This is a genomic window from Rhodococcus sp. B7740 (assembly GCF_000954115.1).
Classification (GTDB): domain Bacteria; phylum Actinomycetota; class Actinomycetes; order Mycobacteriales; family Mycobacteriaceae; genus Rhodococcoides.
Window position 1 is genome coordinate 348,952 of sequence record NZ_CP010797.1, and the last position, 26,919, is coordinate 375,870.

Below are 26,919 nucleotides of genomic sequence, written 5' to 3' on the forward strand. Positions count from 1 at the left end.
CTACTCGAACTCGAGTCGCATGGATTGACTCGTCATCTGCAAGATGAGCACGAAGCCGGTGAGAGTCACCACGATCGGTGCCCACAGGACGACGGCGACGAACGTGTCGACACCTCTGTCCACCACGATGTACACCGCGACGATGGAGGTAGCCAGCACACACAGCGCTATGTGTGCGGCCAGCCTCCATTTGTCGAAGAGGAAACCGGCCAGCATGCCGAGGGGTATGAGAAACGTGCACTTTCCGAGTGTCACCTCGGGCTCGAAGTCCGCGGTGATGGTGGCCCCGAAAATCGCGATATCGGCGATGACGACGAACGCGAAGGCCTGCCGGAGCGTCGGCCATGGACCGAACCACCAGAATGCGCCCATGATGTACGCGGCGATCATGCACGTCCACTGCACTATCGACGGGATCGGGGTGGTGGCACCGTAACCGAATGCCATCTCGAGGGTCACCACGACGGCCATGGCCAGACTCGCAGCCGAGACGACCCGTTTGACCCCCGTGGTCAGCGCGAGGGAGGCCATTACTCCGACACCCCAGTGATAGTGCTCGTTCGGCCGGTACGAAGCGCGTGTCACGTGTGTCCCCTTCCGTCGACCGCTTCAGGATTCAATCACACGCGACCGTGACGAGGATCATGTTTCTGCACTTCACCAGCTGATGCGTCCAGCGATCGAAGCGGCGTTCAGCCGATCAGCCGGTGTAACAGTTCGGGAAGCGTTTCGCCGATGTCGTGGCGACTGGCCACGCGGTAGCGAGCGCTGTCACCGAGTCGGCGCCGTCGATCCGCGTCACCGATCACGGTCGAGATCGCCTCGGCCAGAGCCGCGGAGTCACCGGGTTCGACCAGTACCCCCGCGCCGTCGGAGAGAAATTCGTGGGTACCGCCGTGATCCGTTCCGATCACCGGCAGCCCGTGCGACATTGCCTCCAGTACCGACAACGGACCGGCCTCCGGGGACGTACTGGCCGAAATCACGACATCCCACCTGCGGAGTGCGGACTCTGCATCGGTGTGCCCGAGAAACTCCACCCTGCCGGCGAGGTCCGATTCGGCGGCACGTTCGTGGAGCTCCGATACGTAGTCGCGATCGCCGGGAAAGCTTCCGCCGGCCAACTCGACTCGGATGCCGGGAAGTGTGGCGACGGCATCGAGGAGAACTCGGTGCCCCTTCCAGGGTGTCAACAACGCCAACATGCCGACCACCGGTGGGGTGTGAAGTTCGCCGCCGAAACGGGTCACCGGCCACGGCACTCCGTTGTGTGCCACCACCACCGGAAGGCCTGCCGCGCGGAGCGGAACGGCCGTTGCTTCCGAGACCGACACCGCGACCCGAATTGCCGGGCGGGAGAATCGAACCACCACGCGCTGCTTGAGAGAGTTCATGGTGTCGTGAACGAGCCAGGACGCACCGCGGGTCGGCCGGCACAATCGTGCGACCGGGAGCGCGAACAGGGAATTGACGACAGTTGTCGTGTCGGGCGCGCGCACGACGGAGCGCACTGCGCGTGCGGCACCGATCCACCTTCCGAGCAGGCGCAGCGCGGCGATACCGCGTGCGGCACCGTGCTCACCCCCGAGACCGAGTTCGTCGATCCGAATGTGCCGGGTTCCGCTCGGCAGGCGACGCGCCAATGGTCCCGCGGGGCAGGCGATCACAGTTCTGTGGCCGCGGCGCTCGGCCTCGTCGATCAAATTGAGCAGCACCTTCTCCGCACCGGAAACCTGTCCGGTGTGGGCCAGAAAGAGCACGGTCGACTCGTCGGTCATGTGTTGGCCTGTCTGTGTGGCAAGGGTGGTTCGCGAAAGCGAACTCGTGACTCGTCAGGCATGGTGCAGTAGAGCGACGGGGTCTCCGCACATCCTCTGCAGCGCTGAATCGACGACCGCGACGTCGATCATCTTGCTGCAGAACGATGCCGTGTAGGTCCGCCCACCGGCAATCTCGGCAATGAGCATCGTGCAGCCGTCCGGGCCGTCCGGCTCGAGTGATGCGGCCATCTGCGGTGGCCTGCCGTCGTCGACCCAGTCGAGGTGATCGAACACTCGCACTCGCCCGAGGTCGCTGACGGCCAACCTCAATGTCCCAGGAACGTCGACGACCGAATCGTCGACCTGCGGTCCAGCGGACGACCGAACTCGCGTTGCGATGTCGCGGAGCTGCGACATCCCCAGTACCGCTAGCGGCCAACCGGATTCGATCACCTCACGCATCGCCGTAGCGATAGCGACGGGTGTCGTGCCCGACGGCAGGTGAAGTGGAATACCGACGGCGAAGTTCCCGTGCGAATTCTGTTGTGCGGGATCGAGGTAGCGTCGACTGTTGAACAAGACCATGATGTGCTCGGCGACGTCGACGCCCTCTGCGCGCAGTGCCGCGCTCCACAGCGCGATCGAGATCGACGCGGCTGTCGCACCCGGCATGTTCTCGGCCGTCCAGTGCTTGAGTTCGTCCACCCGTGCTCGGCTCATGTACCCGGCACGGCTGACTTTCGCGGTTTCCCAGTTCTCGATTCTTCGGCGGGGAGCAGACCCGTCGTCGACCTCGGGTCTATGGCGTCCGCGCAGCCTACGGAAGTCCAAGATGGTCTTGGGGTTCCGAGAATAGTGACGCCACAATGCTTTCCACGTGGAACTCGCGGGCAATCCTGCCGCGAGCCCGGGAACCAGTGTCCCGTCGGCATCGTCGCAGAATGCCGCCAACATCATCACGCCGAGCTGGCCATCTCCGATTCCGTGCGAGTAGTCGATGGCGAGATGGTCGTCGAACACGATCACGTCGAGCGGGCTGCGCTTGCCGTCTCGGGATCGAATCTCGGTGAGCATCCGACCCAGGTCGTTCGTGGGGCCGGTACTCGAGGTGACGTTGTCACCTGCGATGTCGGTGCGGTAGCGCCAATGCTTATTGTCCGACCGCGGTTCCAGTGCGAGGTGTGCCTCGGCATCGGCCTGTTCGGCGGACGTGAGCGTTCGTCTCGTACGTCCGACGTCGAGACCACGGACCGGACCGACAGCGGTGATTATTCGGGTGTCGGCGAACACTCGATCCAGCGCAGTCGCGCGGTAGCGGTGCTCAGCGGACGGCATCGACGACCTCCTGCATTCGACTGCGGAAGTTGGCGCGAGAAAAGCCTTCCGCCCACGTACGGATGGCGGCGCGGTCGTAGTCCGCAGGGTCGAAGGAGCGCATGGCCTCGGCGAATCCGGCGATCACGTCGTCGTCGGAGCCTGGAGATACGTGCACCCCGGTCTTCCCGGGTACCACCGAGTCCATCGCACCGCCGTCGCCCAGGGCGATGACGGGTGTTCCGGTTGCCATGGACTCGACGGGGACGATCCCGAAGTCCTCTACGCCCGGCATCAGAAGGGCTCGCGTCGTGCGGTGCAGTTCGAGAAGCTTCTCGTGTGAAACTCGTCCCAAGAAGGTCGTTTTGGGTCCGGCAAGTTCTCGGCAGGCGTTCATTGCGCGACCGTCTCCTGCCACCACGAGGGGAACGTCGGCTTCGGCGGCAGCGCGGACAGCGATGTCCGGACGCTTGTAGGGGACAAGGCGTCCCGCGAGCAGGAAGAAGTTCTCTCGCTCGACGGACGGATCCGGTGTGAATCCCTCGGTGTCGACGGGAGGATGGACAACCACTGCGTCGTCGCGCCCCCACCAGTTGTCGATACGACGCGCAACTGCACTCGAATTGGCCACCACGGTGGTCAGTTTCGGTGCGGCGGCTATCTCGCATCGACGTGCGACGGCCGACAATGCCGTCAGTATCGCCGCTCCGGCTCGACCGCCACCCTCGCCTGCGCGCAACTCGGGGTCCCAGGCCCACCGTGCCGGGCTGTGTACATAGGCGATCACCGGGGAGTCGGTGGCGAACACGGCCTGGGTAGCGAAGGCATGGTGGCTGACGACCACGGCATCGAAACCGGTGAGCGGCATTCGGCGAAAGGCCAGCGGCATCAGCGGAAGAACGGGCGCGTACGACCGTTGGCCCAACGCGTTGTACACCCGATTGAGGCCGGTCGTGTGCGGCTCGCGACTGATTCCGGCCGGTACCCCGGACGGCCGGGAGATCGGCGCGAACACCTCGGCCGCAGGCCAGTGCAGAGCAAGTTGCTCGATGACGTGCTCGGATCCGGCGATCTCGGTGAATCTTTCGTGTACGACGGCAATTCTGTCAGCTGGCATGTCTCTGGCCTTCCGGCGCGATCGTCTGTGCGGTCCGTTCCACCCGTCGGGTCGACCTACCGCTCTGCAGGACCAGATGTACGGGGATGTCGAAGTCGTCGAGCAGCCGCAGTGCGGCGGTTGCCGCCTTCTTGTCTCGTCCGCGTTTCGAAACCAGCACCACCACGGTCTCGACGTCACCCACGTCGAGGTGCTGCCACCACTGGTCCGATACGCCGAATTCTGCAGTGGCTCGGCGAGGTTCGGTTGTCCGGCCCTGATCGTGATCCGACTCCGACACGGCACTCTCGCCGACCAACAGGACGATCACGCTCTCGCCCTTGGGAGCAGCGTGTCGAGCGCCTCTCGAGGCAGTCCGGTCGCCGCGTTCGAGCGCAGCGATCCGCGCAGCTACGGCAGGCGGCACCGTATCGCCCGACTTCGGGTCGAAGTGTGCACCGTACTTGCGCGAGACCCGACGGGCCCAGGAGCGAGAGGGCTTGCGTCCGAGGCGTCCTCGGAGCAGCACGATCAGTTCGGCCGCGACGATGAGAGCAGCGAGCGCTGCGACGAGTGCCTCCGAGACCGGTTTCGGAGATACCGGAGTGGTGCTCTGGTCGGGGTTCGACAGCACGACGAGTCGATCTCCGCCCGCTGTGGCCTGAACCTCGCTCAGGCGGGCGCGCAGATCGGCCAGCTCGGAGACGGCCGCGGGCCGACTCGGATCGTCGGGTGCCAGGGCATCGATTCGAGCCTGTTGCGCGTCGACTGCGGACTGTGCATCGCTCGTACGATCGCCGGAGTCGCGAATTGCATTGGCAGTGCTGGTGCTTGCCATGGTCGACACCATCGCCTCGGCCAGATCCGCGGCGAGTTCGGGAGATCGGGTTGTCACCGTCACGATGAGCAGTGCAGGCGAGGTGCCGGGGGAGAGCTCCACGCTCGAGGCGAGTTCCGCTGCGTCCATATCGGAATCGACCTGAGCGAGTACCTCGTCGAGAACACTGCGATCGGTTGCCAGTTCCATGAACGGCGCGCGCATCTGCTCGATGAACGCGTCACCGGGGACAAGAGTCTGGGCCGGTTCGATCTCGGTGACGACCGACGCGGCGTACTGCTCGTCGGTGAGTTCGCTCCTGAGGTAGAACACCCCTGCACCGACCAGCAGCGCGATGACGAGGGCTGGCAGAAATGCTCGGCCCAGCTCACGCATGTGGCCGGCCAGGTCGATGGGTGGGGGTACGTCGCCTCGGTGTACGGCATCGTGGACGGACATCAACCGCATATCCTTCCGTCGTTGATGCGAGCGGATGTACCGCTTCGGCGATTCGTGGAGCCGACGGGCTCGATGATAGCCGGGGTCGGGTGTCGGTCGCGTAGCCGAGCCGCCCGTGAATGAAATTGCACATCAACAACATTGGAATAACAAGCACGGTGATTTGTTGCGATCGCGAAACCGAACTTCGAGTCCGGACCGAGCCGCCCGAATCGGACGATGTGTCCGTTGTTTCCGTGGTTCTCACTCGGATCGCGCACGGTGCCGTCCTTTCTCTGCCGCTCCCGGCAGTGGTGACTCGACGAGTCCGATCGCAACGAGCGCGTAGAGCACGGTCGCGACCAGCAGCGCCGCCGCAGCGGAGACGAGCAGCCACAAGCCGGGGTGGTACTGCACCAGGAACCAGCCGCCGACCGTCGCAGCTGCCGCGATCACGACGACGACCGAAATCGACCGCACAGGAAACAGTTTGGAAATCGGCATACTCCGCGCGATCACTGCCCACAGCAGGACGAGCGTGGTTCCGATCGTCGCTACCGTGGAGATTGCAGCTCCGTCGTACGACATTCGCGGGATCAGAACGAGGTTCAACCCGACGTTCAGGGCCAGGCCGACCAACGCCACAACGGGGTAGTGTCGCTGCATTCCGGCCGATGCGAGCACGAAAATGCCCAGCATCACCAACGACATCAGCGCAGCGCCGATCACGAGCAGACGGGCTGCGTGCGCTCCGTCGACGAAACGGTCGCCGTACAGCAAGCCGATCAGCGGCTCGGCGGACGGTACGAACGCCGCGACAGCCATCGCCCCGAACAGTGCGAACAGCAGTGCAGCCGAACGTGTGCGCGCTCGAAATGCTGTCGTGTCGTGGGGCCACGACGCGACGAGCAGGGTGCTGATCGGTGCCACCGCGGCCAACACGAAGGTGTCGATCATGTCCGAGAATTTGTAGCCGATGGAGTACAGTCCCACGGCCTCGAACGTGTCGAGCAGGCTCAGCATCAACATGTCGATCTTGAGCATGGCGATGGTGAGAGCGAAGCCGATTGCCAGTGGTACGGCCTCTTTCAGATAGGGCCCCCAGCGACGGATTTCGATGTGCCGTGACGGTCGCAGACCCATGGAACGGTTGCCGATGCCGAAGCCCTTGGTCACCAACTTGAACACTTCGTTGGCCACGGCCGGGAGAACGAAGATCAGCAGGGTGGGGGCAAGCACGGCCGCCAGGACGGTCAAGGCCAATTGGAGTGCTTGGCCTGCGCTTTCGGCGACGGCCACCAGGACCAGGCGATGACGGCTCTGGAAGAGGACGCTCAGGGCGTGGCCCGGCGTGGCGAACACGACAACCAGCCCACCCACGACCGTGGCGAGAACCACTTCGCTCGGATACTGCAGCAGAAGAACGTATGCAACGGCCAGCACGTACCCCAGCAGCCCGAGGACGGTCCGCAGAGCCAGGAACGACGATGCCGTTCGACCGATCTCCTCGGGATCGTCGTCCATCAACTTGGCCAGCACGACGCGTCCGACACCCAGATCGGTGACGACGGACATCAAGCCGAGCAGCGCGAAGACGAAGCTGAACTGACCCCAATCGTCCGGTCCGAGGGACCGCGCGACCACGACGCTGCCTGCCCATCCCAGGGCTGCGATGATCACCCGGCTGATCAGGACGGCAATCGTGGCCTTGGCAGCGGCCTTCGGATCCGCGGCCACTGCACGGTAGTCGGGAGGTTGCTCGGTGCCGTCGAGTGCGAGGTCCTCGGCCATCAGACCACGCCTGCGGCTCGATATGCGCCGGCGGTGAGCTCTGCCGTTCGACGCCAGCTGATCTCGCGGGTTGCCACGGCTGCCGCGTCGACGAGGGCTGCGCGGGTATCTCCGTCGAAAGCGATGGGTTTCATCGCCTGTACCCAGTCGTCCACGTTCTCCGATTCGACGAGAACGGCACCGTCGCCGACGACATCGGGGAGGGCACCGACGGCACTGGCGACGACCGCGCCGCCCGAGGCCATCGCCTCGACGGGCGGGAGTCCGTAGCCCTCGTACCGAGAGGCGTACGCAGTGATGGTCGCGGCAGCGTAGAGGCCGGGCAGATCCTCGACGTCCACGTACCCGAGCCCCTGTGAATTGCGGGGGGCGTGGGGGCCGGCGGAGCCGGCCCCGGCCAGCAGGCACGGTAGTCCGAGACTCTCCGCTGCGTCCGCCACCAGCTGAACGTTCTTGCGAGGCTCCACCGTTCCGACCTGCATGACGAAACGGTCCGGCAGGTCGTATTTGCGTCGAACGGCGTCCACCCGGCCCTCGCTGGGGACGCGAGCCCACGCTGCGGGTGCCAGGCCGACCACCGTGGCGTCGCGCCCGCTGACCGCCTTGATTCGATCGGCGGTGAACTGCGAGACCGCGATGAGCAGATCTGCGCGACGCAGTGCGCGCCGTACCAGTCTCTGCTCACCCAGTGCGCGAAATCGACTGGAAGCCGACGGCATGTCGATGACCGAGAGGTCGTGCACCGTCGCAACGGTGAAGGCCTTGGTGAGGAACGGCAGGTCGACGTCGAGGCCGTGCACCACATCGCAACGACCGACGGGGAAGGCGCCGAGCACAGCGCGAGCCGCACCGCTGGTGACCGGCCTCTCCATCGCCGCGACCGAGGGTGGAAGATCGCCGACGGCGTCGCGCTGCACGCACGCGGCGAGATCGGTACCCGGTAGGCAATGTGGGAGCTCGTTCAGGAGTTCGCGAATGTAGGTCTGTACGCCGCTTCCGCCCGGTCGGAGGGCGAGCGCCCCGAAAACGATTCGTGTTGCGCTGCTGCGCATCCCACCACTCCTAACAAGAGCCAGAAATAGACATCGATCGGAAAGATCTCGAAATACGTGGAGACGAGACTGGCGAACATCGCGGCGACGATCGACGCACCGACTCCGAGGGCGAGCGCACCGTCGCTACCCGGTAGTGCCCGGGAGAGGCGGGTGCACCACAGCAACGACGTCACCAACAGCGCCACGACGGCCCAGAGGCCGATCGGCCCCAGTTCGAGCAGCGCCTTGATGTAGTAGTTGTCCGGTTGATAGTTGGTCGAGAGCCCTGATTGCGTGAACGCGACGCCCTCGGCGGTGGAAATGCGGTCTGCGGCAGATCCGCTCGATCCCAGACCCGTCCCGAACGGATGGATCAGGATGCTGGCGATGATGTTGGCCCAGCCGTCGCCGCGTTGACCCAGGCTGCTCGACGAGAAGAAGACCGACGTGATCTTGGGTACGAAGGGGACCGTGACGGCGACGGCCACTGCCGCCAGCGCGAACGGCGCGGCGAGGTAGCGGAAACGCACGGCGATCAAGTAAACGGCCCCGACGGCGAGTCCGAGAATCGCCCCTCGCACGATCGAGCTGGACATCGCGATCACCATCATCGGAGTCGCGCAGAGGAACAACAGGTTTCGTCGCCGACGCGGATCGGCCAGCGCTACCGCACCTCCGACCAGCAACGCCAACATCACGTATAGGCCGAAGGGGAACGGCAGATTGAACGTGCTGAACGTACGCAGCAGTCCGCCCGATGTTCGGACCTGCGTGCCGTATTCGTACCCCAGCGACACCAGCGCGGCGGGACCGGCCACCAGTTGCGCTATGCCGACCGCCGACGTGAACACGCCCATGCCCATGAGAACGGAGACGAGGTGGTCCCGATCAGTGGCGTCGAACGGTGCGAGCCACATGACGACCACCAGCAGGATGTAGAAGAAGGTGACCTTGATGCCGAACACGCCCACGACTCCGTACGTGGCGAACGCCGACACGCTGCCGAACACGACGAAGACCGCAGCGGCCGGCCACCACGGCACGAACACTCGAGGCGACGAGCCGCGGACGTGCCGTGGTCGGCGCAACCACGCGCACAGGACAGTGAAGACGACGAGACCCTCCTTCCAGCCCGATACGATCCCTGGGAGGGGAACGAGAACCAGAAGTCCGTGCAGTGGAACAAGTCCGGCCAGCAGGAGAACCCCGCGCTGTGGCCGACGGTAGATCGCCGAGGCCACCGCGCAGCCCAGCGCGAGCACCAGCGCTGCGCCGACACCGAGCGCAACGTACGTGATCACGCGGTGCCCCGAACGCGGTCGTGTTCGGCGTAGACCACGATCAGTCCTCGGCGCGCTTCAGAACGGCGAGAACCGTGAGAAACAGAATTTTGACATCGAGCCACACAGACCAGTTCTCGATGTAGTAGTTGTCCCACTCGGCGCGGTCGGCGATGGACGTCTGTCCGCGAAGGCCGTGCACCTGTGCCCATCCCGTGACACCTGCCTTCACGCGATGCCTCTCTCCGTACCGACGGATCTGCATCTCGAACAGGTCGACGTACTCGGGGCGCTCCGGCCGCGGACCGACCAAACTCATGTCGCCGCGAAGGACGTTGAGCAGCTGCGGAAGTTCGTCCATCGAGGTCTGTCGCATGATCTTTCCCACGCGCGTTCGTCGATCGACACCTTCGACACCGCCGGGCGCGTCACCGGCCTTCCGCTCGAACTCGGCGTCGGAGGCACGGGGAGGCCGCATGGAACGGAACTTCAGGCAATCGAACGGCAATCCGTCGCGCCCGATTCGCTCCTGCTTGAAGAAGATCGGTCCAGGGGAACTCAGGCGCACGAGCAGCATCAGCGTCAGGAAGACGGGGGAGAGCAGCAGTAGGCCGAACGCGGTCAGAACCCGATCGAGAACTCCCTTGAGTGCGAACTGCCACCCCTTGGGGTTCACGTGCGGTAGCACCATCAACGGCAGACCGCCGATGTGCTCGACGCGGGCGTTGACACCTACTGCGTCGTACAGCCTCGGCACCACCCACACTCGCATGCCGAGTCGATGCGCTGTCCTTATGGCACCGAGGAGCTCCCGATCCTCCGTCGGTGCGAACGCGACGATCAGTTCTTCTGCTGCCGTTCTGCGAGCGATGGTCTCGAAGTTGCTCGGAACTCCGAGGTGAGGCAGATCGGCCGGGTCGCCCGCCGAGGACAGGTCGGCGACCGGTGCCTCGCCCACGTAACCGACCGGAAGCAGACCGTACTCCGGGAATTGCCGTGTCCGTGAAACGAGTTGGTGGGCAATCGGATCGTTGCCCAACACGATGGTCGGTGCGGCGGAGCCGTACCTGGTTCGAATCAACCGCTGCACGACGACACGGATCAAGCGAGCAACGGCGATCGTCGCGGCACTCGCCACCCAGATTCGCAGTACGACGGCACTCGGCCGATAGTCGGTGTCGGCCACGAACATCGAGACCATCAACGCCAGTGATGCGAATGCGACGGCGGTTTCAGCCGGCCCGATCTCGTCGAGGAAGTTGCGCCGGAGTCCGCGGCGATACATCGACTTGGCGGCGAGGATGCCGACGAGGAGCGGCAGGAAAAGCCATGGCAGCCAGCCGGTCTCGGTGAGACTCCCCGAATACCACAGCAGTGCTGCAACCACGGCCACGACAGCAGCAAGGACGTCGACGGCCACGGTGATCGCCGAGTGCCACGGATCGACTCGGAGTCGATCGACGAGTGTGCGAGTGTCGACGATTGTGTCCGCCTCGGCAGCCCGAGAGCTGGTGCGCAGTGAATCCAGGGTTTTGGGCACATCTACTTCCGGTGGCTAGTTCGGATCGGTGGTCCCGAATATCCCTTTTAATGTATACCGGGACGAAAGAGGCAACCCGGTCGACTTGTCAAAAAAACTCGAAGTCGGTTGTGGGCCGATAAATGCTAATACCCGATGGGTATTGCGCCGGTTATTCGAAAATTCGCTCGCGAATGATCCACGCCAAATCCTGCAGTATCTGTACGTGGCCGGTAGTCCATTGACGGGGCTGCTGATCCCATACACAGAGGGTTCCGACGGAATGGCCCTCGTCGTCGGTGAGCGGGACTCCGAGGTAGGACACGAGCAGGTTGCCCTGCACCGACGGGTGATCCTTGAGCATGTCGTTGAGCCGTGCGTCCTCGACGACGAGTGGTTGTCCGAGATCGATCGCGTAGCGGCAGATCGATCCGTCGAGAGGAACCTCCTGCGCGCCACCGAGTTCCGCGGGCAGCCCGAGAGCGCTCTTGAAATACTGACGTCTGTCGTCGAGCAGCGAGAACGCAGCCGACGGAACGCTGAGGGCATCGGCCACCATGGCGACGACCCGGTCGTACCCGGCGTCGGAGTCGGTGTCCATCAAGCCCGTTCGGTTCACTGCGGCAAGCCTGTCCGGGTCGTCGATCGGGGTGCCGAACACTCGGGTGGCTTCGATCGGGTCGACACCGTTGTCCACGCCCTCCTGTAGAACTCGAAGCAGCGCACCGACCTCGGAATCGGGATCCTCGGACAGCTCTCGCACGATCTGATCGACCAAAGCGCGTCGAATGTATGCCTCGGGGGACAGACCCGACTTCTCCGCTTGTGTGGCCAGCAACTCGTTCAGGCGGTCGTCGAAACCGGGAAATCCTGTCGTCATTGTCCAGATGGTAGTACAGGCCGTGACGTCTCACCGACGCCCGAGTCACTGCATTCCATAATTCGGTTTTCGGCGTGGTTCTGCGGCCGAGGACCGAGACAAACCCAGCTGCGAAGCAGTATTGCCGGTATTCGATTTCGAATTCACCGAGGTTGCTAACATCTGCCGATGAAACCGAGTTCACCGCGGCGAGCGGCAACCGCGCTTGTAGTCGTGTTGTTGTCCCTGGCTGCCGGGTCGATGCCGGCGGCCGCATCCGTCCTGCGGGAGCAACAGGTACCGGGGGACAATCCGCCGTGTTCGCGGCAGTCGGATGCCGTTCGGATCGGAGTGTCACCGGGCGCTTCGATAGGTGCGCTGTCTCCGACGGATCTGGATCGAGAACTGACGCTCGCCCGCGACGCGGGGTCCTTCGCGGTTCGTCTCGACATCGATTGGTCTGCCATCGAGTCGACGCGGGGCAGGTTCGACTGGAGCCGAACGGATCGGGTGATCGATGCCGTTGTGGCCCACGGGATGTGCGTGCACGGCATCGTCGCGTACACACCGCGGTGGGCACGTGTAGCCGGTGCCGTCAACGATTCGCACTCCCGTCCTGCGAACCCTGCGACCTTCGCTGCGTTCGCCAAGAGCGTGGTTCAGCGGTACCAGAGCCGAATCAAGATATGGGAAGTGTGGAACGAGCCGAACATCGTGACGTTCTTCAAGCCCGTTCCCGATGTGGCGGCCTATTCGGCGCTGCTTCGAGCGACCTACACGGCGATCAAGCAAGTACAACCCGATTCCACCGTGCTCGCAGGCGGGATGGCACCCTCCGAGGACAAGGACGGCAACATCGCGGGTACGACGTTCCTGTCGAAGATGTACGCGCAAGGATCCAACAAGTACTTCGACGCCTTCAACGTTCACCCGTACACGTGGCCGTACCTACCCAACGACCCGGACACGGCGTCGTGGAACACCGCCATGAAGATGTGGTCCATGCGAGACACCATGATCGCAGGCGGCGACAGCGGCAAGCAGATCTGGATCACCGAGTTCGGTGCGCCAACCGGGACCGCACCCAACAGTGTCAGCGAGCAGGTGCAAGCGGACAGCATAGGGATCGTCCTCGATGCCGTCCTCGGCAACGACTGGCTCGGACCGGCCTACGTGTACAGCCTGCGCGACGCCGGCACCGATCCAGCAGACACCGAGCAGAACTTCGGCTTGGTGCAGCGCGATTGGACGCCCAAGATCGCCTACGGACGCGTCGACGCCTACGCCGCCGAGCACTCCGGACGCTGATCGACCGACTCTCGGCCATTGCTTCGACCTGGTGAGCTATTGTCTGCGCATGAATTCGCAGCCGGGGGCTCGATCCCAGATCGCATCGATGTCACGTTCGATTCTCACGGTGACGCCTGCGCGGCGTGGCTCTATCTTCCGAGGGACACCGGCCCGGCTCCGGTGATCGTGATGGGGCACGGCCTCGGCGGAACTCGGGAGATGCGGCTCGACGCCTATGCCGAGCGCTTCCGCGCCGCGGGATACGCCTGCCTGGTGTTCGACTATCGCTACTTCGGGGCCAGCGGCGGCGAGCCACGACAGCTGCTCGACATCGACGCGCAATTGCAGGACTGGGCCTCGGCTATCGCTCATGCCCGCTCACGTGCAGATGTGGACAACTCCCGAATCGTGTTGTGGGGCTCGTCGTTCGGCGGTGGTCACGTCATCGTCGCCGCCGCCCGAGACCAGCAGGTCGCGGCAGTGATCTCGCAGTGCCCGTTCACCGACGGAATTGCCTCGGGACTCGCGTCGAACACCTGGACATCGATGAAGCTGTCCGGCCGGGCACTGGGTGACCTGGCAGGTTCGGTGATCGGTCGACCGCCGCTGATGGTGAACACGGCCGGACGACCCGGGACGACCGCGCTGATGACCTCACCCGACAGCTACGACGGTTACCTGGCACTCGCGCCGGACGCCGACGAGACCTTTCACAACCGAGTCGCAGCGAGAGTTGCGCTGCATATCGTGCGGCACCGGCCCGGGCGTCGGGCCAAGGACGTTCGGTGCCCCATCCTGTTCGTCGTCTGCGAAACGGACTCGGTTGCGCCGGCGAAGGCCACTCTGCGTTACGCGCGTACGGCACCGAAGGGCGAGATCAAGACCTACGACGCCGGTCACTTCGAGATCTACCTGGGTGAGGCATTCGAGCGAGTGGTGGCTGATCAGATCGAATTCCTCACCCGCACGGTTCCACCGACTCAGTAGACGTCGCGTACGTATCGCTTCTCTGCGGCAAGGGCTTTGACGTAGGCCTCGGCACTGCTGGGAGCGAGTTTGCCGTGTTGTGCCACCACGCCCTTCAGCGCGGCGTCCACGTCTTTCGCCATTCTGGACGCATCGCCGCACACGTAGAAGTGGGCACCGCGGTGAATCCAGTTCCACAGCTCGGCCCCGTGCTCGCGCATCCGATCCTGGACGTAGACCTTGTCCTTCTGATCGCGCGAGAAGGCGACGTCCAGGCGGTTCAGCGACCCGTCGCTCAGCATCGCAGTCAGTTCGTCGCGATAGTAGAAGTCCGTGTCGGCGTGCTGTTCACCGAAGAACAGCCAGTTGTGGCCGGTGTGCCCGAGTGCGCGACGCTCGTGCAGGAAGGCGCGGAACGGGGCGACGCCGGTACCCGGGCCCACCATGATCATCGGGGTGGTGGGGTCGTCCGGCGGCTTGAAGTGCGAGGTCTTCTGCACGAAGATTCCCACATCGTGATCCGACGCATGGTCGGCGAGGTAGGTCGAGCACACGCCACGCCGCGGAACTCCGTGCACGTTGTACCGCACCGCCGAGACCGTCACTTGTACCTCGTTGGGGTTCTCTTTAGGACTCGACGAGATCGAGTACAGCCGTGGCTGTAACGGTTTCAGAACTCCCAGCCAGTCGTCCACCGAGGCTCGAACCGGGTGTGCAGCAAGCACGTCGATCGATTGACGACCCCACATCCAGTCGGACAGTGCATGCTTGTTGTCGGGATGCAGCATCGCCTCGAGATCGTCGTCCGCAGTCCGTCGATGGACGAACTTCAGCAGATCCGGGGTTGCACGGGCGATCTCGAGGTGGCGGCTCAGCGCCGTGCGCAGCGACATCGAGCCGTGTCCAGCGAGGTCGACGGCTGCATCGCTGTCCAGGCCGGTGGCGTCGAGCCACTCGTCGACATAGGCATCGCTGTTTCGCGGCCACACTCCGAGCGCGTCGCCTACCTCGTACTCGAGCGTGCCGTCGGGCAGATGAAATCCGAACTGACGGACATCCTTGACCGATCCGCGTGCGGTCAGTACCCGATTTCGTACGAGAGTCGTCACCAGCGGTGACTTCTTGCTGTACCGCTCCGGCTCCGCGCGGGTCTGCGGAACGGTGCGGGCAGACTCCACCCGTGCTTCCTCGATGGTGGTGTCGTCATCGCGCCGAAGCAGATCGACCACCGCATCGAGCCATGCCGCCGCCTCGCTCTCGTAGTCGGGCTCGCAGTCGACGCGCTCGAGCAGTCGCCGGCCACCCAGCTCGGCGAGACGCTCGTCGATCCTGCGTCCGTGGCCGCAGAAGTCCGCATAGCTCGAGTCCCCGAAAGCGAGTACGGCATAACGGATTCCCGGAAGCGTCGCCGCGGACTCGGCGGCGAGGCTGTCCCAGAACGTCGCGCCGTTGTCGGGCGCTTCGCCGTCACCGGTGGTACTGCTGACGATCAGCACATCGGCCTCGGCGGGCACACGATCGACGGTGAACGTATCCATCGAGTGTTCGGCTATCGTCAGACCGGCTCCCCGCAGGTGGGCCAGGCAGGACTGGGCGTACTCCTCGGCGGTGCCGGTCTGCGAGGCCCAGAGCAGCAGCACCGGGCGACCGCCTGGATCAGCGGTATCGGCCGATACGCCGGAGACAGCACCGTCGGTGTCGGGTCTCCGCGAGAACAGTCCTGCGAGAACGCCGTCGAGCCATGCGTGGGTCTCGGGGGACAGGGGGGTCTGCGAGGGCAGGGTGGGCGTTCCGGCGGCGCTGCGGCCCGCCTCACTGCCCAGACCGTCGAGAAGTCCTGCGATGTAACGCTGCTCGATGGTGGTCAGTGGTTCCGAAGGGCGCGCAGGGCGGCCGACGATCGTGGCGAGTGCATCGACCGGATCGTGGGAATGCTCGTCGTCCGCGGGTGAGGGTGGTTGGGCTGCAGCAACTCTCGTGAGCGTGACAGCGCACGCCTTGAACTCGGGTTGTTGAGAATACGGATCGATGGCGTCGTTGGTGACGGCATTGATGGCGAGATACTCACCGAATTCGTCGTTCCAGTGGAAGGGTGCGAAGCAGCTGCCCGGGAGCACTCGATCGGTGACGACGGCAGGGAGGACGGCTCGGCCTCGGCGGGACGCGACCTCGACGCTGTCGCCGTCGATCAGACCGAGCCGGTCGGCGTCGTGTGGGTGCACCTCGACGAAGGGCCCGGAATCGAGTTTGTTCAGTTTGGCGACCTTGCCGGTCTTGGTCATGGTGTGCCACTGGTGCGGCAGGCGCCCGGTGTTGAGCAGAAACGGGTAGTCGTCGTCGGGCATCTCCGCAGGCATCATGCTGGGCCTGGCGAAGAACTGAGCCCGACCGCTAGGGGTGGGGAAGGACAACGCGGGGATCGAACCGTCCTCGGCCACCCGTCGTCGTTGGCTGACCCCGTCGTTGAGGTAACGGATCGGGTGCCGGGTGGTCGACGCGTCGGGCGGACACGGCCACTGGATGGGACTTTCGCGCAGGCGATCGTAGGTGACTCCGCGAATGTCGTAGCCGGTGTTCGGATTCCAGAACTGCTTGATCTCCTCGAACACCTCCTCGGCGCTCGCATACGTGAAGGCATCGGAGTACCCCAGCGCGCACGCCATGTCGGCGATGATCTTCCAGTCCGGCAGCGCACCGCCCGGTGCCTCGAGCGCCGGTTGGAACAGCGTGAGGTTGCGTTCGGAGTTGACCATCACTCCGTGCGCTTCCGTCCACAACGCAGCGGGCAGCATCACATCGGCGTACTCGTTGGTTTCGGTATCGGCGAAGGCATCCTGAGTGATGACCAACTCGGCGCGCTCGAGACCGTCGATCACCGTCGTTCTGTTGGCCACCGAGGCAACCGGATTGGTGCAGATGATCCAGCAGGCCTTGATCTCACCGGCAGCGAGCTTGGCGAACATCTCGATGGTTCCGCCGCCGACATCGGTGCGCAGAGTTCCACGCGGAACGCCCCATCGATCCTCGACGAATTCGCGGTCGGCGTCGTTGACCACCGCTCGCTGTCCCGGCAGCCCCGGGCCCATGTATCCCATTTCCCGTCCGCCCATGGCGTTCGGTTGACCGGTCAGTGAGAACGGGCCGCTACCGGTCCTGCAGATGGCACCGGTCGCCAGATGGAGGTTGCACAGCGCATTGGTGTTCCAGGTTCCGTGCGTCGACTGGTTCAGGCCCATAGTCCAGCAGCTCATCCAGTTCTCTGCGCCGCCGATCATCGCGGCGGCGGCCCGCAGGTCTTGCTCGGCGAGACCGGTTGCGGCGCAAACCTTCTCCGGGGTGTAGTCGCTGAGGAACTCCGGCATGGCGTCCCACCCGTCGGTGAACTCCGCGATGAACTCGGGGTCGATGTCGCCGTTCTCGACTATGAGCGCGAGCAGACCGTTGAGCAGCGCGAGGTCCGAACCCGGTTCGAGTTGCAGGTGCAGGTGGGCCTTGTCCGCGGTGGCGGTGCGACGGGGGTCGACGACGATCAGCTTCGCGCCTGCCTTGACTCGGTCCATCATCCGCAGAAAGAGAATGGGGTGACAGTCGGCCATGTTGGAGCCGATGACGAAGAAGACGTCGGCGTGGTCGAAGTCCTCGTAGGATCCAGGCGGGCCGTCGGCACCGAGCGACTGTTTGTATCCGGTTCCCGCGCTCGCCATGCAGAGTCGGGAATTGGACTCGATCTGGTTGGTGCCGATGAAACCCTTGGCCAATTTGTTCGACAGGTACTGGGCCTCGATCGACATCTGCCCCGAGACGTACAGCGCGAGCGCATCGGGACCGTGTTCGTCGATGATCGCTCGCAGCCGCCGGGCGGTGTCGTTGATCGCCACCGACGTGTCCGTGCTCTCCGGGCGCTCGCCGCGGCGGTGCCGAATCCGAGCCTTCTCGAGCCGTCCGGGTCCGGCGAGCATGTCCGCGGTGGTGGTTCCCTTGGTGCACAGCCGGCCGAAGTTGGCCGGGTGAGACTTGTCGCCGACGGATTTGGTGACGACAGGCCTGGTCGCGGTGGTATCGGAGGTCAGGGATTGGCCGCCGACCTCGAGCACCATGCCGCATCCCACGCCGCAGTACGCGCAGAGTGTCTTCACCGTGGTGACCATGCATTCCACAGTGCCCGGCCCAGGGTGCGCCGTCATTACACCTCAGTTAGCCGGATATGACGTTGTCCTCACCATGCTCCGCCGAAGGCGGTGATGCGCCCCGAGGAACGCAGGAAGCGGACGTGAGGTAACACGAACTTCCCGGTCTGCGATTGGTACTCGAACGTTACTCATCGAACGGGCTGTCGAGTGGAGTGTCCGATTCTTCGCTGGCACAATCGTCCCGGTCGGGCACGAAGTGGGAAGTGGTGTGGTTCATGAGGGTGTATCGCGGATTCGTCATCGCCGCGGTGGGAGTGGTTGCTTCGGTGGCAGTCCTGTCGGGATGTAGTTCCTCTTCGGACATCTCCGAACCGTCGGTGCCGATCGATTCCAACCCGATGACCGAGCTGATGAAGCCGAAGCTGACCTCCAGCGTTCTCGACGGTGCCGTCGGATTCTCGCCGGCGGACCCGGTGACCGTCTCGGTCGCCGACGGCAAATTGTCCTCGGTGACCATGCTCAACCCGGAGGGCGAGCCGGTCTCGGGTGCGATCTCGCCCGACGGATTGTCGTGGACCAACACCGAACCGCTCGGCTACGACCGCGAATACCGCGTTCAGGCCGACGCATACGGACTCGGGGGAGCGTCGAGCACCGTATCGAGCTTCACCACCAGCCAACCCGGTAACTTCACCAAGCCCTACGTATTGCCGAACCCCGGCGACGTCGTGGGTATCGGGCAGCCCGTCGCGGTTCAGTTCGACGAACCGATCACCGACAAGATCGCTGCGCAGAACGCGATCACCGTCACCACCACGCCCGCCGTCGAGGGCGCGTTCTACTGGGTCAACAACAAAGAAGTTCGCTGGCGTCCGCAGAACTACTGGGCACCGGGCACCAAGGTCGACGTGGCGGTGAACGTGTACGGGCGCGATCTCGGTGACGACATCTTCGGCCAGGAGAACGCCACGACGTCGTTCACGATCGGTGACGCCGTCATCGCCACCGCCGACGACAACACCAAGCAGGTGACGTTCAACGTCAACGGCCAGGACGTCATCACCATGCCGACGTCGATGGGCAAGGACAGCACCCCCACCGACAACGGGGTCTACATCATCGGCGACCGCTTCGAGCATCTCGTGATGGATTCGTCGACCTACGGCGTGCCGGTGAATTCGTCCAGCGGATACCGCACTCCGGTCGACTGGGCGACGCGAATGTCCTACAGCGGCATCTTCTTCCACTCCGCACCGTGGTCGGTGGGACAGCAGGGTTATTCCAACGCGTCGCACGGGTGCCTGAACCTGAGTCCCACCAACGCGAAGTGGGTCTACGACAACACCAAGCGCGGGGACATCGTCGTCGTGAAGAACACCGTCGGCGGAACGTTGTCGGGTACCGATGGCCTCGGTGACTGGAATATCCCGTGGGACGAGTGGAAAGCCGGGAACGCCACCACCGTCTGATCTCGGCCCGGCCCGGCCGGATCAGCTACGGTCGCGAGTCTGGTACAGCGACGGGTCGATACCCAGAGTCTTCAGGTACGCCACCGGTTCGATGCTCGAACCGTTGTTGCGTACCTCGAAGTGCAGATGCGGTCCGGTCGAATTTCCGGTACTGCCGACTGCGCCGAGTACGTCGCCCGGTGCCACTTCGTCTCCGACGGCGACGGCGATGCTGGACTGGTGGCCGTAGTAGGTCTCGGTGTTGCCGCTCTTGACTCGGACGAGCTTGCCGTAGCCGTCGCCTGCGTCTCCGGCCTGAACGACGGTTCCGCCGGTCACCGCGTGGATGGGCGTTCCGCTGTCTGCGGCGAAGTCCACGCCCTGGTGGTACTGCGCTCCGTTACCGGTCGGGTTGTTGCGTCCGCCGTAGCCCGAACTGATGCGGTACTTGCCCGCGTCGATGGGGAGCACCGCCCCGCCGAGCCCCACGGTCGGGGGCGCGGTCGGTAGTTCGATTTCGGGCAGGTCTGCCGTGGACGGTGCGTCGGCGACGTCGGGTGCAGTGAGAACGTCGCTGTCCAGAACGATGGCTGCGACCTGATTGATGAGCACGCCGGTGGCGTCGAGAACGGCAGCGAGAATGGCGGCCCGTTGCTGTGCATCGGGCTGCGGTATGGGGATCTGAGGTAGTTCGATCGTGGGTTGAGCGGTGGCCACCGCCGGGCTGAGCACGCCGGTTGTGCCGATGCACAGTGCTGCCGACAAGATCGAACCCGCTATGACTCTGTGCATTCTGCGACCCACGAAAAGCCTCCTCGTCTGCGTCCTCCGCGCACCGTCGGATGGGTGCGCGCAGGACGTAAGAACATGTTCGGTGACGCTTCGGGGCACGCTGAACTCACGTAGCAAAAAACACATGAATCACATTGGTACTTTTCTTCCCCAAAAGTGCCATTGGTAACCGTACGTCACATTAACCCCACAGGAAACCTGAAAGTTGAATTACAACAACGTAATTCGAGGTCAGGGTGGATGCGGGGGTGACGGGGCGGCCCTCTGAGCTGGGTGATGGACGCACGAAAAAGGCCGGTCTCGCGAGGAGACCGGCCTTGTTCGTATGGGGTGAGTGACGGGACTCGAACCCGCGACACCCAGGATCACAACCTGGTGCTCTACCAGCTGAACTACACCCACCATGTGCGCATCAGCAGAACCGTTTCGGGCTCTCCATCAGCAGCGTCGACAATACTAGCGGGTTGAATCCCGGGTTGCTAATCCGCCCCTGCTTGCGTGTCGAGATCGTGAACGACCGCGGCGATATCGCTGGTAGAGGGCCCTGGCTGCGCCACGAATGCCGTGCGGCGGTAGTACTGCAGCTCTTTGATCGACTCCTTGATGTCTGCCAGAGCCCGGTGGGCAAGGCCCTTGGGAGGCTGTCCGTAGTAGATCCGCGGGTACCACCGGCGGGAGAGTTCCTTGATGGAGCTCACGTCGATCATGCGGTAGTGGAGGTAGGTGTCGAGCGCGGTCATGTCGCGGGAGATGAATCCGCGATCGGTCGCGATCGAGTTTCCGGCGAGTGGAACGGTCCCGGCCACCGGGACATGCTCCTTGATGTACGCCAGAACGCGCTGCTCGGCTTCCTCCAGCGTCACCGTCGACGCCCGCACCTCGTCGGTCAAGCCCGACTTGGCGTGCATGTCGGTGACGACGGCAGGCATGTTCGCCAACGCGTCGTCGTCGGCGTGGATGACGATGTCGACACCCTCCCCGAGGATGTTGAGCTCACTGTCGGTCACCAGCGCCGCAATTTCGATCAGCTTGTCCTTGCTCAGGTCCAAGCCGGTCATTTCACAATCGATCCACACGAGTTTGTCCTGCACTCGCACCACACTAGTGCGAGCTGCGATGCCACTAGGGTTTGCGGTGGCGATCGAGCCAGATCAGCATCAGCACACGTTCATGGAGGACGCGGACATGACAGTCGACCCGACGCAGCCGGAACCTACGCTCAGCCCGGCAGAGAAGGCGAAGGCAGCCAAAGCCGCAGCCGTCGAAGCAGCACGGGTCGCAGCCGAAGCGCTGGCCGCCGCCGACGCCGCCGAAGCCGAAGCGCTGGCTGCGGAAAAGGGGCAGCCGCAGGCATCGACCGGCAGAGCCGCCGAGATCGCCGCCGGATACGCCTCGGAGGGCGCCGCGTTGGAATTGGGAACCGTGGTGCTGGACGGCGTCACCGATCCGTCTGCCCGCATCCGAATCCCGTTGGCCACGTTGAACAGACACGGCCTCGTGGCCGGAGCCACCGGAACCGGAAAGACCAAGACGTTGCAGGGTATTGCCGAACAGCTGTGCGCCGCAGGCGTCCCCGTGGTCATGGCCGACGTCAAAGGTGACCTGTCGGGCCTGTCGAAGCCAGGAGCGGACAACGAGAAGATTCGCAGCCGAGCAGCGGACACCGGTATTGCGGACTGGGCTCCCAGCGGCCATCCGGTGGAGTTTCTCTCGCTCGGCACCGAGGGAATCGGGGTACCGGTCCGCGCCACCATCACCGCCTTCGGGCCGATTCTGCTCAGTAAAGTGTTGGGGCTGAACACCACTCAGGAATCCACCCTGGGCTTGATCTTCCACTGGGCCGATTCTCAGGGGCTCGCCCTGCTCGATCTCAAGGACCTGCGATCGGTGATCATGCACCTGACCAGCGACGAGGGCAAGGCCGACCTGAAAGGCATCGGCGGCGTCTCCTCGGCAACCGCAGGCGTCATTCTGCGCGCGCTGGTCAACCTCGAAGCAGACGGCGGCGACACCTTCTTCGGCGAGCCCGAGCTCGAGACCGAGGACCTGCTGCGAGTCGGGCCGGACGGACGGGGCGTCATCACGCTGTTCGAGCTCGGAGCGCAGGCAGCACGGCCGGTGATGTTCTCCACTTTCCTGATGTGGGTGCTGGCCGACCTGTTCCAGACGCTGCCCGAGGTGGGCGATGTCGACAAACCCAAGCTGGTCTTCATCTTCGACGAGGCGCACCTGCTGTTCGCCGACGCGTCGAAAGCATTTCTGCAGCAGGTGGAGCAGACCGTCAAGCTCATCCGCTCGAAGGGGGTCGGCGTCTTCTTCTGCACGCAGCTACCCACCGACGTCCCCAACGACGTTCTCTCCCAGTTGGGCGCGCGAATTCAGCACGCACTGCGCGCCTTCACACCCGATGATCAGAAGGCGTTGAACAAGACGGTGCGCACGTACCCCAAGACCGACGCCTACGACCTCGAGAAGGCACTGACGTCCTTGGGTACCGGCGAGGCCATCGTGACGGTGCTTTCGGAGAAAGGTGCCCCGACGCCCGTGGCCTGGACCAAGATTCGCTCGCCGCGCTCGTTGATGGACACCATCGGCAACGACGCCATCGCGGCGGCCGCGTCGTCGAGCACACTGTCCGCGAAGTACCGGGAAACGGTCGATCGTGAGTCGGCCTACGAGCGGATGAACGCTCGCGTGGCCAACGCGCCCGCTCCGGCCGAAAAGTTCGACATCCCGCCGCTGCCGGCCGATCTGCCGGATCTACCGCCGAGCGAGCCGGACGGCCCGTCGGCCGCCGAGCGCATCATGGGCAACCCTGCCGTCAAGAGCTTTCTCCGCTCGGCCGCCTCGGCTGCCGGGCGGGAAATTTCGCGCAGCATCTTCGGAACCGGACGTCGCCGCAGGCGCTGAGATCAGTTGCCCAGCTTCTTGTAGAAACTGCCGATGATCGGAGCGGAGATGCTACGCGGGCTGTACTGCCCGGCCGCCGACATGCCCTTGCTGAGCAGTCCCGGTACGACGCGCATCTTGTTCTTCGCGAGGCCGTCGAGGGACAGCTTCGCGGTGTAGGCGCTGTCGATCCACAGAAAGTCGGGAACCATCTTGTCCACGATCGAGGCCTCGGCCGGATCGGGTGTCTCGGTGCGGACCGGTCCCGGAGCCAGCAGGGTGACGTTGACGCCGGTGCCCGCGAGCTCACCGCGGAGCGATTCGGAGAACGTGTTGACGAAGGCCTTGGTCGCGGCGTACGTCGCATTGTTGGGGATGGCCATGTTGCCTGCCGCCGAACCGGTGATGAGGATGCCACCTGCTCCGCGGCCGATCATGCCGGGCATGACGGCCAACGTGAGGTCGTGTACCGCAACGGCATTGAGCTCGACCTGGTCGCGCTCGTACGCTGGATCGAGACCGGCCACCGGTCCGAACGTCGCGATACCCGCGTTGTTGCACAGGATCGAGATCTCGCGCTCGGCCAGCTCGGTGACCAGTTCCTGTCGCTGCTGACGATTCGACAGATCCGACTGACGCACCTCGACGGTCACGCCGTGCTCGGCTGTGAGCTTGGCAGCCAACGCCTCGAGCAGCTCGCCGCGTCGGGCCACCACGATCAGGGAATGTCCGCGGACAGCGAGTTCGGTGGCCAGGGCTTCACCGATTCCGGAGGAGGCTCCGGTGACGACGGCGCGGGCATCTGGACTGGGCTTGGGCAGGCTCACGGTGAGACAGGCTAGCGGAAAAGATCAGATCGTGGCCGCGAGCCGGGTGCCTTGCTCGATGGCCCTCTTGGCGTCGAGCTCCGCTGCGACGTCCGCACCGCCGATGACGTGTGTGGTGGTCCCCGCGGCCTTCAGTTCGTCGACCAGGTCGCGTACCGACTCCTGGCCCGCGCAGATCACGATGGTGTCGACCTCGAGAACGCGTGAACGTTCGTGCTTGTCACCGAAGGAGATGTGCAGCCCCGCGTCGTCGATCTTCTCGTAGTTGACGCCCGAGAGCTGATGCACACCTTTGGCTTTCAGTGCAGCGCGATGGACCCAACCGGTCGTCTTCGCCAGCCCGGCCCCGATGCGTCCCGGCTTGCGTTGCAGTAGGTACACCTCACGCGGAGACGGTGCGGGCACCGGAGTCGTCAACGCCCCCGGCGCGGCCTCGGGCTCGGTGACGCCCCACTCCTGCTTCCATTCCTTCAGATCCAACGTGGGGGAGGCGTCGGTGGTGAGGAACTCGGAGATGTCGATGCCGATACCGCCGGCACCGATGACCGCGACCCGATCGCCGACGGGCCTGCCGTCGCGCACCAGTTCTGCGTACGACAGCACCGACGGATGCTCGATGCCCGGGATGTTCGGAATCCGGGGAGTGACGCCGGTGGCGAGTACCACCTCGTCGAACTCGCCCGCGATCAGTTCTGCGGCGGTGACCCTGGTGTCGAGGTGCACCGCGACGTCGGCGGAGCGCAGTGCGCTCGAGAAATACCGGATGGTCTCGGCGAATTCCTCCTTGCCGGGAATGAGCCGCGCGATACCGAACTGTCCACCGATCTCGCTCCTGGCCTCGAACAGGCTGACGGCATGTCCGCGTTGCGCGAGGTTGAGGGCGGCAGCCAGGCCTGCGGGTCCGGCTCCGACGACCGCGACCTTCTTGGTCTTCTTCGTCGGCAGCAGCTGCAGGTCGATCTCACGTCCGGCACGAGGATTGACCAGGCAGGAGACCTTCTTGTGGACGAACGCGTGGTCGAGGCAGGCCTGATTGCAGGCAATGCAGGTGTTGATCCGGTCCGCCGAGTCGGTCGCGGCCTTCTCGACCCAGAACGGATCTGCCAGCATCGGCCTGGCCATCGCGATCAACTGTGCGTCGCCGCGGGCGAGGATGTTCTCAGCGATCTCGGGCATGTTGATGCGATTGGACGCGGCGACGGGGATGGCCACGTGCTTCTCGAGCTTGCCGGTGATGTCCGCGAATGCAGCCCGTGGTACCGAGGTGACGATGGTCGGCACTCGCGACTCGTGCCAGCCGATGTCGGTGTTGATGATGTTCGCACCCGCGGCTTCGACGTCCTGCGCCAGTGCGACGATGTCGTTCCAACTCTGACCCTGCTCCACCAGATCGGCCATCGACAGCCGGAACACGATGAGGAAGTCCGGGCCCACGGCTGCCCTCGTCTGCCGCACGATCTCCACGGCCATTCGCCGGCGGTTCTCCGCCGAACCGCCCCACTCGTCTCGTCGCTTGTTGGTGCGATCGGAGAGGAACTGGTTGATGAAGTAGCCTTCACCGCCCATGATCTCGACGCCGTCGTATCCGGCGCTCTGGGCGAGCCGAGCGCAGCGCACGAAGTTGCGGATCTGCCAGCGGACGCCCCGCGAGGTCAGTCGCCTGGGCCGAAAAGGGTTGATGGGGGCCTTGATCGACGACGCCGAGACGCTCAGCGGCTGATAGGAATAGCGCCCGGCATGGAGGATCTGCAGTGCGATCTTGCCGCCCTCGCGGTGCACGGCAGCGGTGATCCGTCGATGTCGGCGGGCTTCGATGCGATTGGTCAGCTTGGCCCCGAACGGCAACAGCCAGCCGGTGCGATTGGGGGCATAACCCCCGGTGATGATGAGTGCGACTCCGCCGCGGGCACGCTCGGCGAAGTAGGCCGCCAATCGGCCGGTGTCGCGGGCGCGATCTTCGAGGCCGGTGTGAATCGATCCCATGATTACGCGGTTCTTCAGCGTGGTTGCGCCGACATCCAACGGCGACAACAGAATCGGATACGGGCCAGCGGTCTGCTCGATCGTCACAGCTTCTCCAATACCTCGGTGCACCACTCGGTGAATCCTTCTTCGACGCGAATTCCGCCGCGCAGCACCAGATATTGATGCAGCGCGGTGCCGGTGAGGGCAGCGGGAGCCGGAAAATCCTGTTTCTCGATCAGTCGATAGACGTCGAGGCGGGTGGCATGTACATCGCGATGGCGGGCGACCTCGACCTTGAGAGCCTCGATGTCGCCGTTGGCCGCACCGCGGATCTTGACGGCCAGCTCCTCGCGTAATTGCGAGGGGTCGGTCGGCGCGGCGATCCAGCGGTCGAGTTCGGCCCGGCCCGCAGTGCTGACGGAGTACACCTTCTTGTCCGGCCTGCCGTCCTGCGCGACCGCCTCGCCGGTGATCCACCCGGCCCCGTCCATTCTCGTCAGAGTCCGATAGATCTGCTGATGCGTTGCGCTCCAGAAGAACCCGATGGACTTGTCGAAGCGACGGGCGAGCTCGTATCCCGAGCCGCTGAGCTCGGTCAGGGAAACCAGGATCGCGTGTTCCAAAGCCACACCCGAGAGTATGTATGCAACGCGGTGCTTATGCAACTAGGTGCACCAGGGCGCGAGTCCGACGCGGACTAGTGT

At 64.5% G+C, this 26,919-nt stretch carries 20 protein-coding genes and 1 tRNA gene; 4 read left to right on the top strand and 17 right to left on the bottom strand.

The features are described 5' to 3' along the window. The 10 genes from NY08_RS01585 to NY08_RS01630 all read right to left on the bottom strand — a co-directional run bounded on the left by NY08_RS01585 (position 1) and on the right by NY08_RS01630 (position 11,929). Positions 1–585, bottom strand: a complete 585-nt coding sequence (locus tag NY08_RS01585; RefSeq protein WP_032394633.1) for a hypothetical protein — start codon at positions 583–585, stop codon at positions 1–3. A 107-nt stretch (positions 586–692) separates the two neighbouring features. Continuing rightward, positions 693–1,778 carry a glycosyltransferase family 4 protein gene (locus tag NY08_RS01590; RefSeq protein ID WP_032394632.1) on the bottom strand — a complete coding sequence of 362 codons (1,086 nt, stop codon included), beginning with the start codon at positions 1,776–1,778 and terminating at the stop codon, positions 693–695. A 54-nt stretch (positions 1,779–1,832) separates the two neighbouring features. Then, positions 1,833–3,095 (bottom strand): hypothetical protein, encoded by a 1,263-nt coding sequence (locus tag NY08_RS01595; RefSeq protein WP_052683694.1) that lies wholly within the window; start codon positions 3,093–3,095, stop codon positions 1,833–1,835. Then, on the bottom strand, positions 3,082–4,191 hold the full coding sequence (locus NY08_RS01600; RefSeq protein WP_032394631.1) for a glycosyltransferase: 1,110 nt from the start codon (positions 4,189–4,191) through the stop codon (positions 3,082–3,084). The genes NY08_RS01595 and NY08_RS01600 overlap by 14 nt, the downstream gene beginning before the upstream one ends. Further along, positions 4,181–5,446 carry a hypothetical protein gene (locus NY08_RS01605; RefSeq protein WP_052683945.1) on the bottom strand — a complete coding sequence of 422 codons (1,266 nt, stop codon included), beginning with the start codon at positions 5,444–5,446 and terminating at the stop codon, positions 4,181–4,183. Before NY08_RS01605 ends, NY08_RS01600 begins: the two co-directional genes overlap by 11 nt. A 243-nt stretch (positions 5,447–5,689) precedes the next feature. Next, positions 5,690–7,216 carry a flippase gene (locus NY08_RS01610; protein WP_032394630.1) on the bottom strand — a complete coding sequence of 509 codons (1,527 nt, stop codon included), beginning with the start codon at positions 7,214–7,216 and terminating at the stop codon, positions 5,690–5,692. Then, positions 7,216–8,268, bottom strand: a complete 1,053-nt coding sequence (locus NY08_RS01615) for a glycosyltransferase family 4 protein (protein WP_045194543.1) — start codon at positions 8,266–8,268, stop codon at positions 7,216–7,218. The genes NY08_RS01610 and NY08_RS01615 overlap by 1 nt, the downstream gene beginning before the upstream one ends. Continuing rightward, on the bottom strand, positions 8,178–9,551 hold the full coding sequence (locus NY08_RS01620; RefSeq protein WP_045194545.1) for an O-antigen ligase family protein: 1,374 nt from the start codon (positions 9,549–9,551) through the stop codon (positions 8,178–8,180). Before NY08_RS01620 ends, NY08_RS01615 begins: the two co-directional genes overlap by 91 nt. A gap of 40 nt (positions 9,552–9,591) precedes the next feature. Next, entirely contained in the window at positions 9,592–11,070 is a 1,479-nt protein-coding gene (locus NY08_RS01625) for a sugar transferase (RefSeq protein ID WP_235387062.1), read from the bottom strand. 151 nt (positions 11,071–11,221) lie between these two features. Beyond that, positions 11,222–11,929, bottom strand: a complete 708-nt coding sequence (locus NY08_RS01630; RefSeq protein ID WP_045194547.1) for a GAF domain-containing protein — start codon at positions 11,927–11,929, stop codon at positions 11,222–11,224. A 168-nt stretch (positions 11,930–12,097) separates the two neighbouring features. Here NY08_RS01630 and NY08_RS01635 point away from each other — a divergent pair, with 168 nt between their 5' ends. Together NY08_RS01635 and NY08_RS01640 are read left to right on the top strand one after the other, a co-directional pair. Next, a complete protein-coding gene (locus NY08_RS01635; RefSeq protein ID WP_045194549.1) occupies positions 12,098–13,216 on the top strand; it encodes an endo-1,4-beta-xylanase in 1,119 nt (372 codons plus the stop codon). A 39-nt stretch (positions 13,217–13,255) separates the two neighbouring features. Continuing rightward, positions 13,256–14,185, top strand: coding sequence for an alpha/beta hydrolase (locus NY08_RS01640; RefSeq protein ID WP_235387064.1), 930 nt, complete (start codon positions 13,256–13,258; stop codon positions 14,183–14,185). Here the strand turns inward: NY08_RS01640 and NY08_RS01645 are convergent. Beyond that, positions 14,179–18,312 (bottom strand): bifunctional nitrate reductase/sulfite reductase flavoprotein subunit alpha, encoded by a 4,134-nt coding sequence (locus tag NY08_RS01645; RefSeq protein WP_082073662.1) that lies wholly within the window; start codon positions 18,310–18,312, stop codon positions 14,179–14,181. The two genes, NY08_RS01640 and NY08_RS01645, sit on opposite strands and share 7 nt — an antisense overlap. A 257-nt stretch (positions 18,313–18,569) precedes the next feature. On the opposite strand from NY08_RS01645, the gene NY08_RS01650 reads away from it, so the two are divergent. Beyond that, positions 18,570–19,763, top strand: coding sequence for a L,D-transpeptidase (locus NY08_RS01650; protein ID WP_032394794.1), 1,194 nt, complete (start codon positions 18,570–18,572; stop codon positions 19,761–19,763). A gap of 21 nt (positions 19,764–19,784) precedes the next feature. Here NY08_RS01650 and NY08_RS01655 read toward each other — a convergent pair whose 3' ends face one another. The 3 genes from NY08_RS01655 to orn all read right to left on the bottom strand — a co-directional run bounded on the left by NY08_RS01655 (position 19,785) and on the right by orn (position 21,625). Continuing rightward, entirely contained in the window at positions 19,785–20,507 is a 723-nt protein-coding gene (locus NY08_RS01655) for a M23 family metallopeptidase (RefSeq protein ID WP_235387066.1), read from the bottom strand. A 353-nt stretch (positions 20,508–20,860) separates the two neighbouring features. Then, positions 20,861–20,936: transfer RNA gene (locus NY08_RS01660), tRNA-His, on the bottom strand. Between the two features lie 77 nt (positions 20,937–21,013). Further along, positions 21,014–21,625 (bottom strand): oligoribonuclease, encoded by a 612-nt coding sequence (gene orn, locus NY08_RS01665; protein WP_082073953.1) that lies wholly within the window; start codon positions 21,623–21,625, stop codon positions 21,014–21,016. A 94-nt stretch (positions 21,626–21,719) separates the two neighbouring features. Between orn and NY08_RS01670 the strand changes: the two genes are divergently transcribed. Then, a complete protein-coding gene (locus NY08_RS01670) occupies positions 21,720–23,444 on the top strand; it encodes a helicase HerA-like domain-containing protein (protein ID WP_045199528.1) in 1,725 nt (574 codons plus the stop codon). A 2-nt stretch (positions 23,445–23,446) separates the two neighbouring features. On the opposite strand, the gene cmrA is transcribed toward NY08_RS01670, so the two are convergent. Genes cmrA through NY08_RS01685 form a run of 3 tightly spaced genes read right to left on the bottom strand, consistent with a single transcriptional unit; the run spans position 23,447 to position 26,844 of the window. Continuing rightward, complete coding sequence (gene cmrA / locus NY08_RS01675; RefSeq protein WP_032394622.1) at positions 23,447–24,250, bottom strand: mycolate reductase; 804 nt, start codon at positions 24,248–24,250, stop codon at positions 23,447–23,449. 24 nt (positions 24,251–24,274) lie between these two features. Next, positions 24,275–26,320 carry an NADPH-dependent 2,4-dienoyl-CoA reductase gene (locus NY08_RS01680; protein WP_200893159.1) on the bottom strand — a complete coding sequence of 682 codons (2,046 nt, stop codon included), beginning with the start codon at positions 26,318–26,320 and terminating at the stop codon, positions 24,275–24,277. Further along, positions 26,317–26,844 (bottom strand): PadR family transcriptional regulator, encoded by a 528-nt coding sequence (locus NY08_RS01685; RefSeq protein ID WP_045194555.1) that lies wholly within the window; start codon positions 26,842–26,844, stop codon positions 26,317–26,319. The genes NY08_RS01680 and NY08_RS01685 overlap by 4 nt, the downstream gene beginning before the upstream one ends. Between the last annotated feature and the right edge of the window lie 75 nt (positions 26,845–26,919).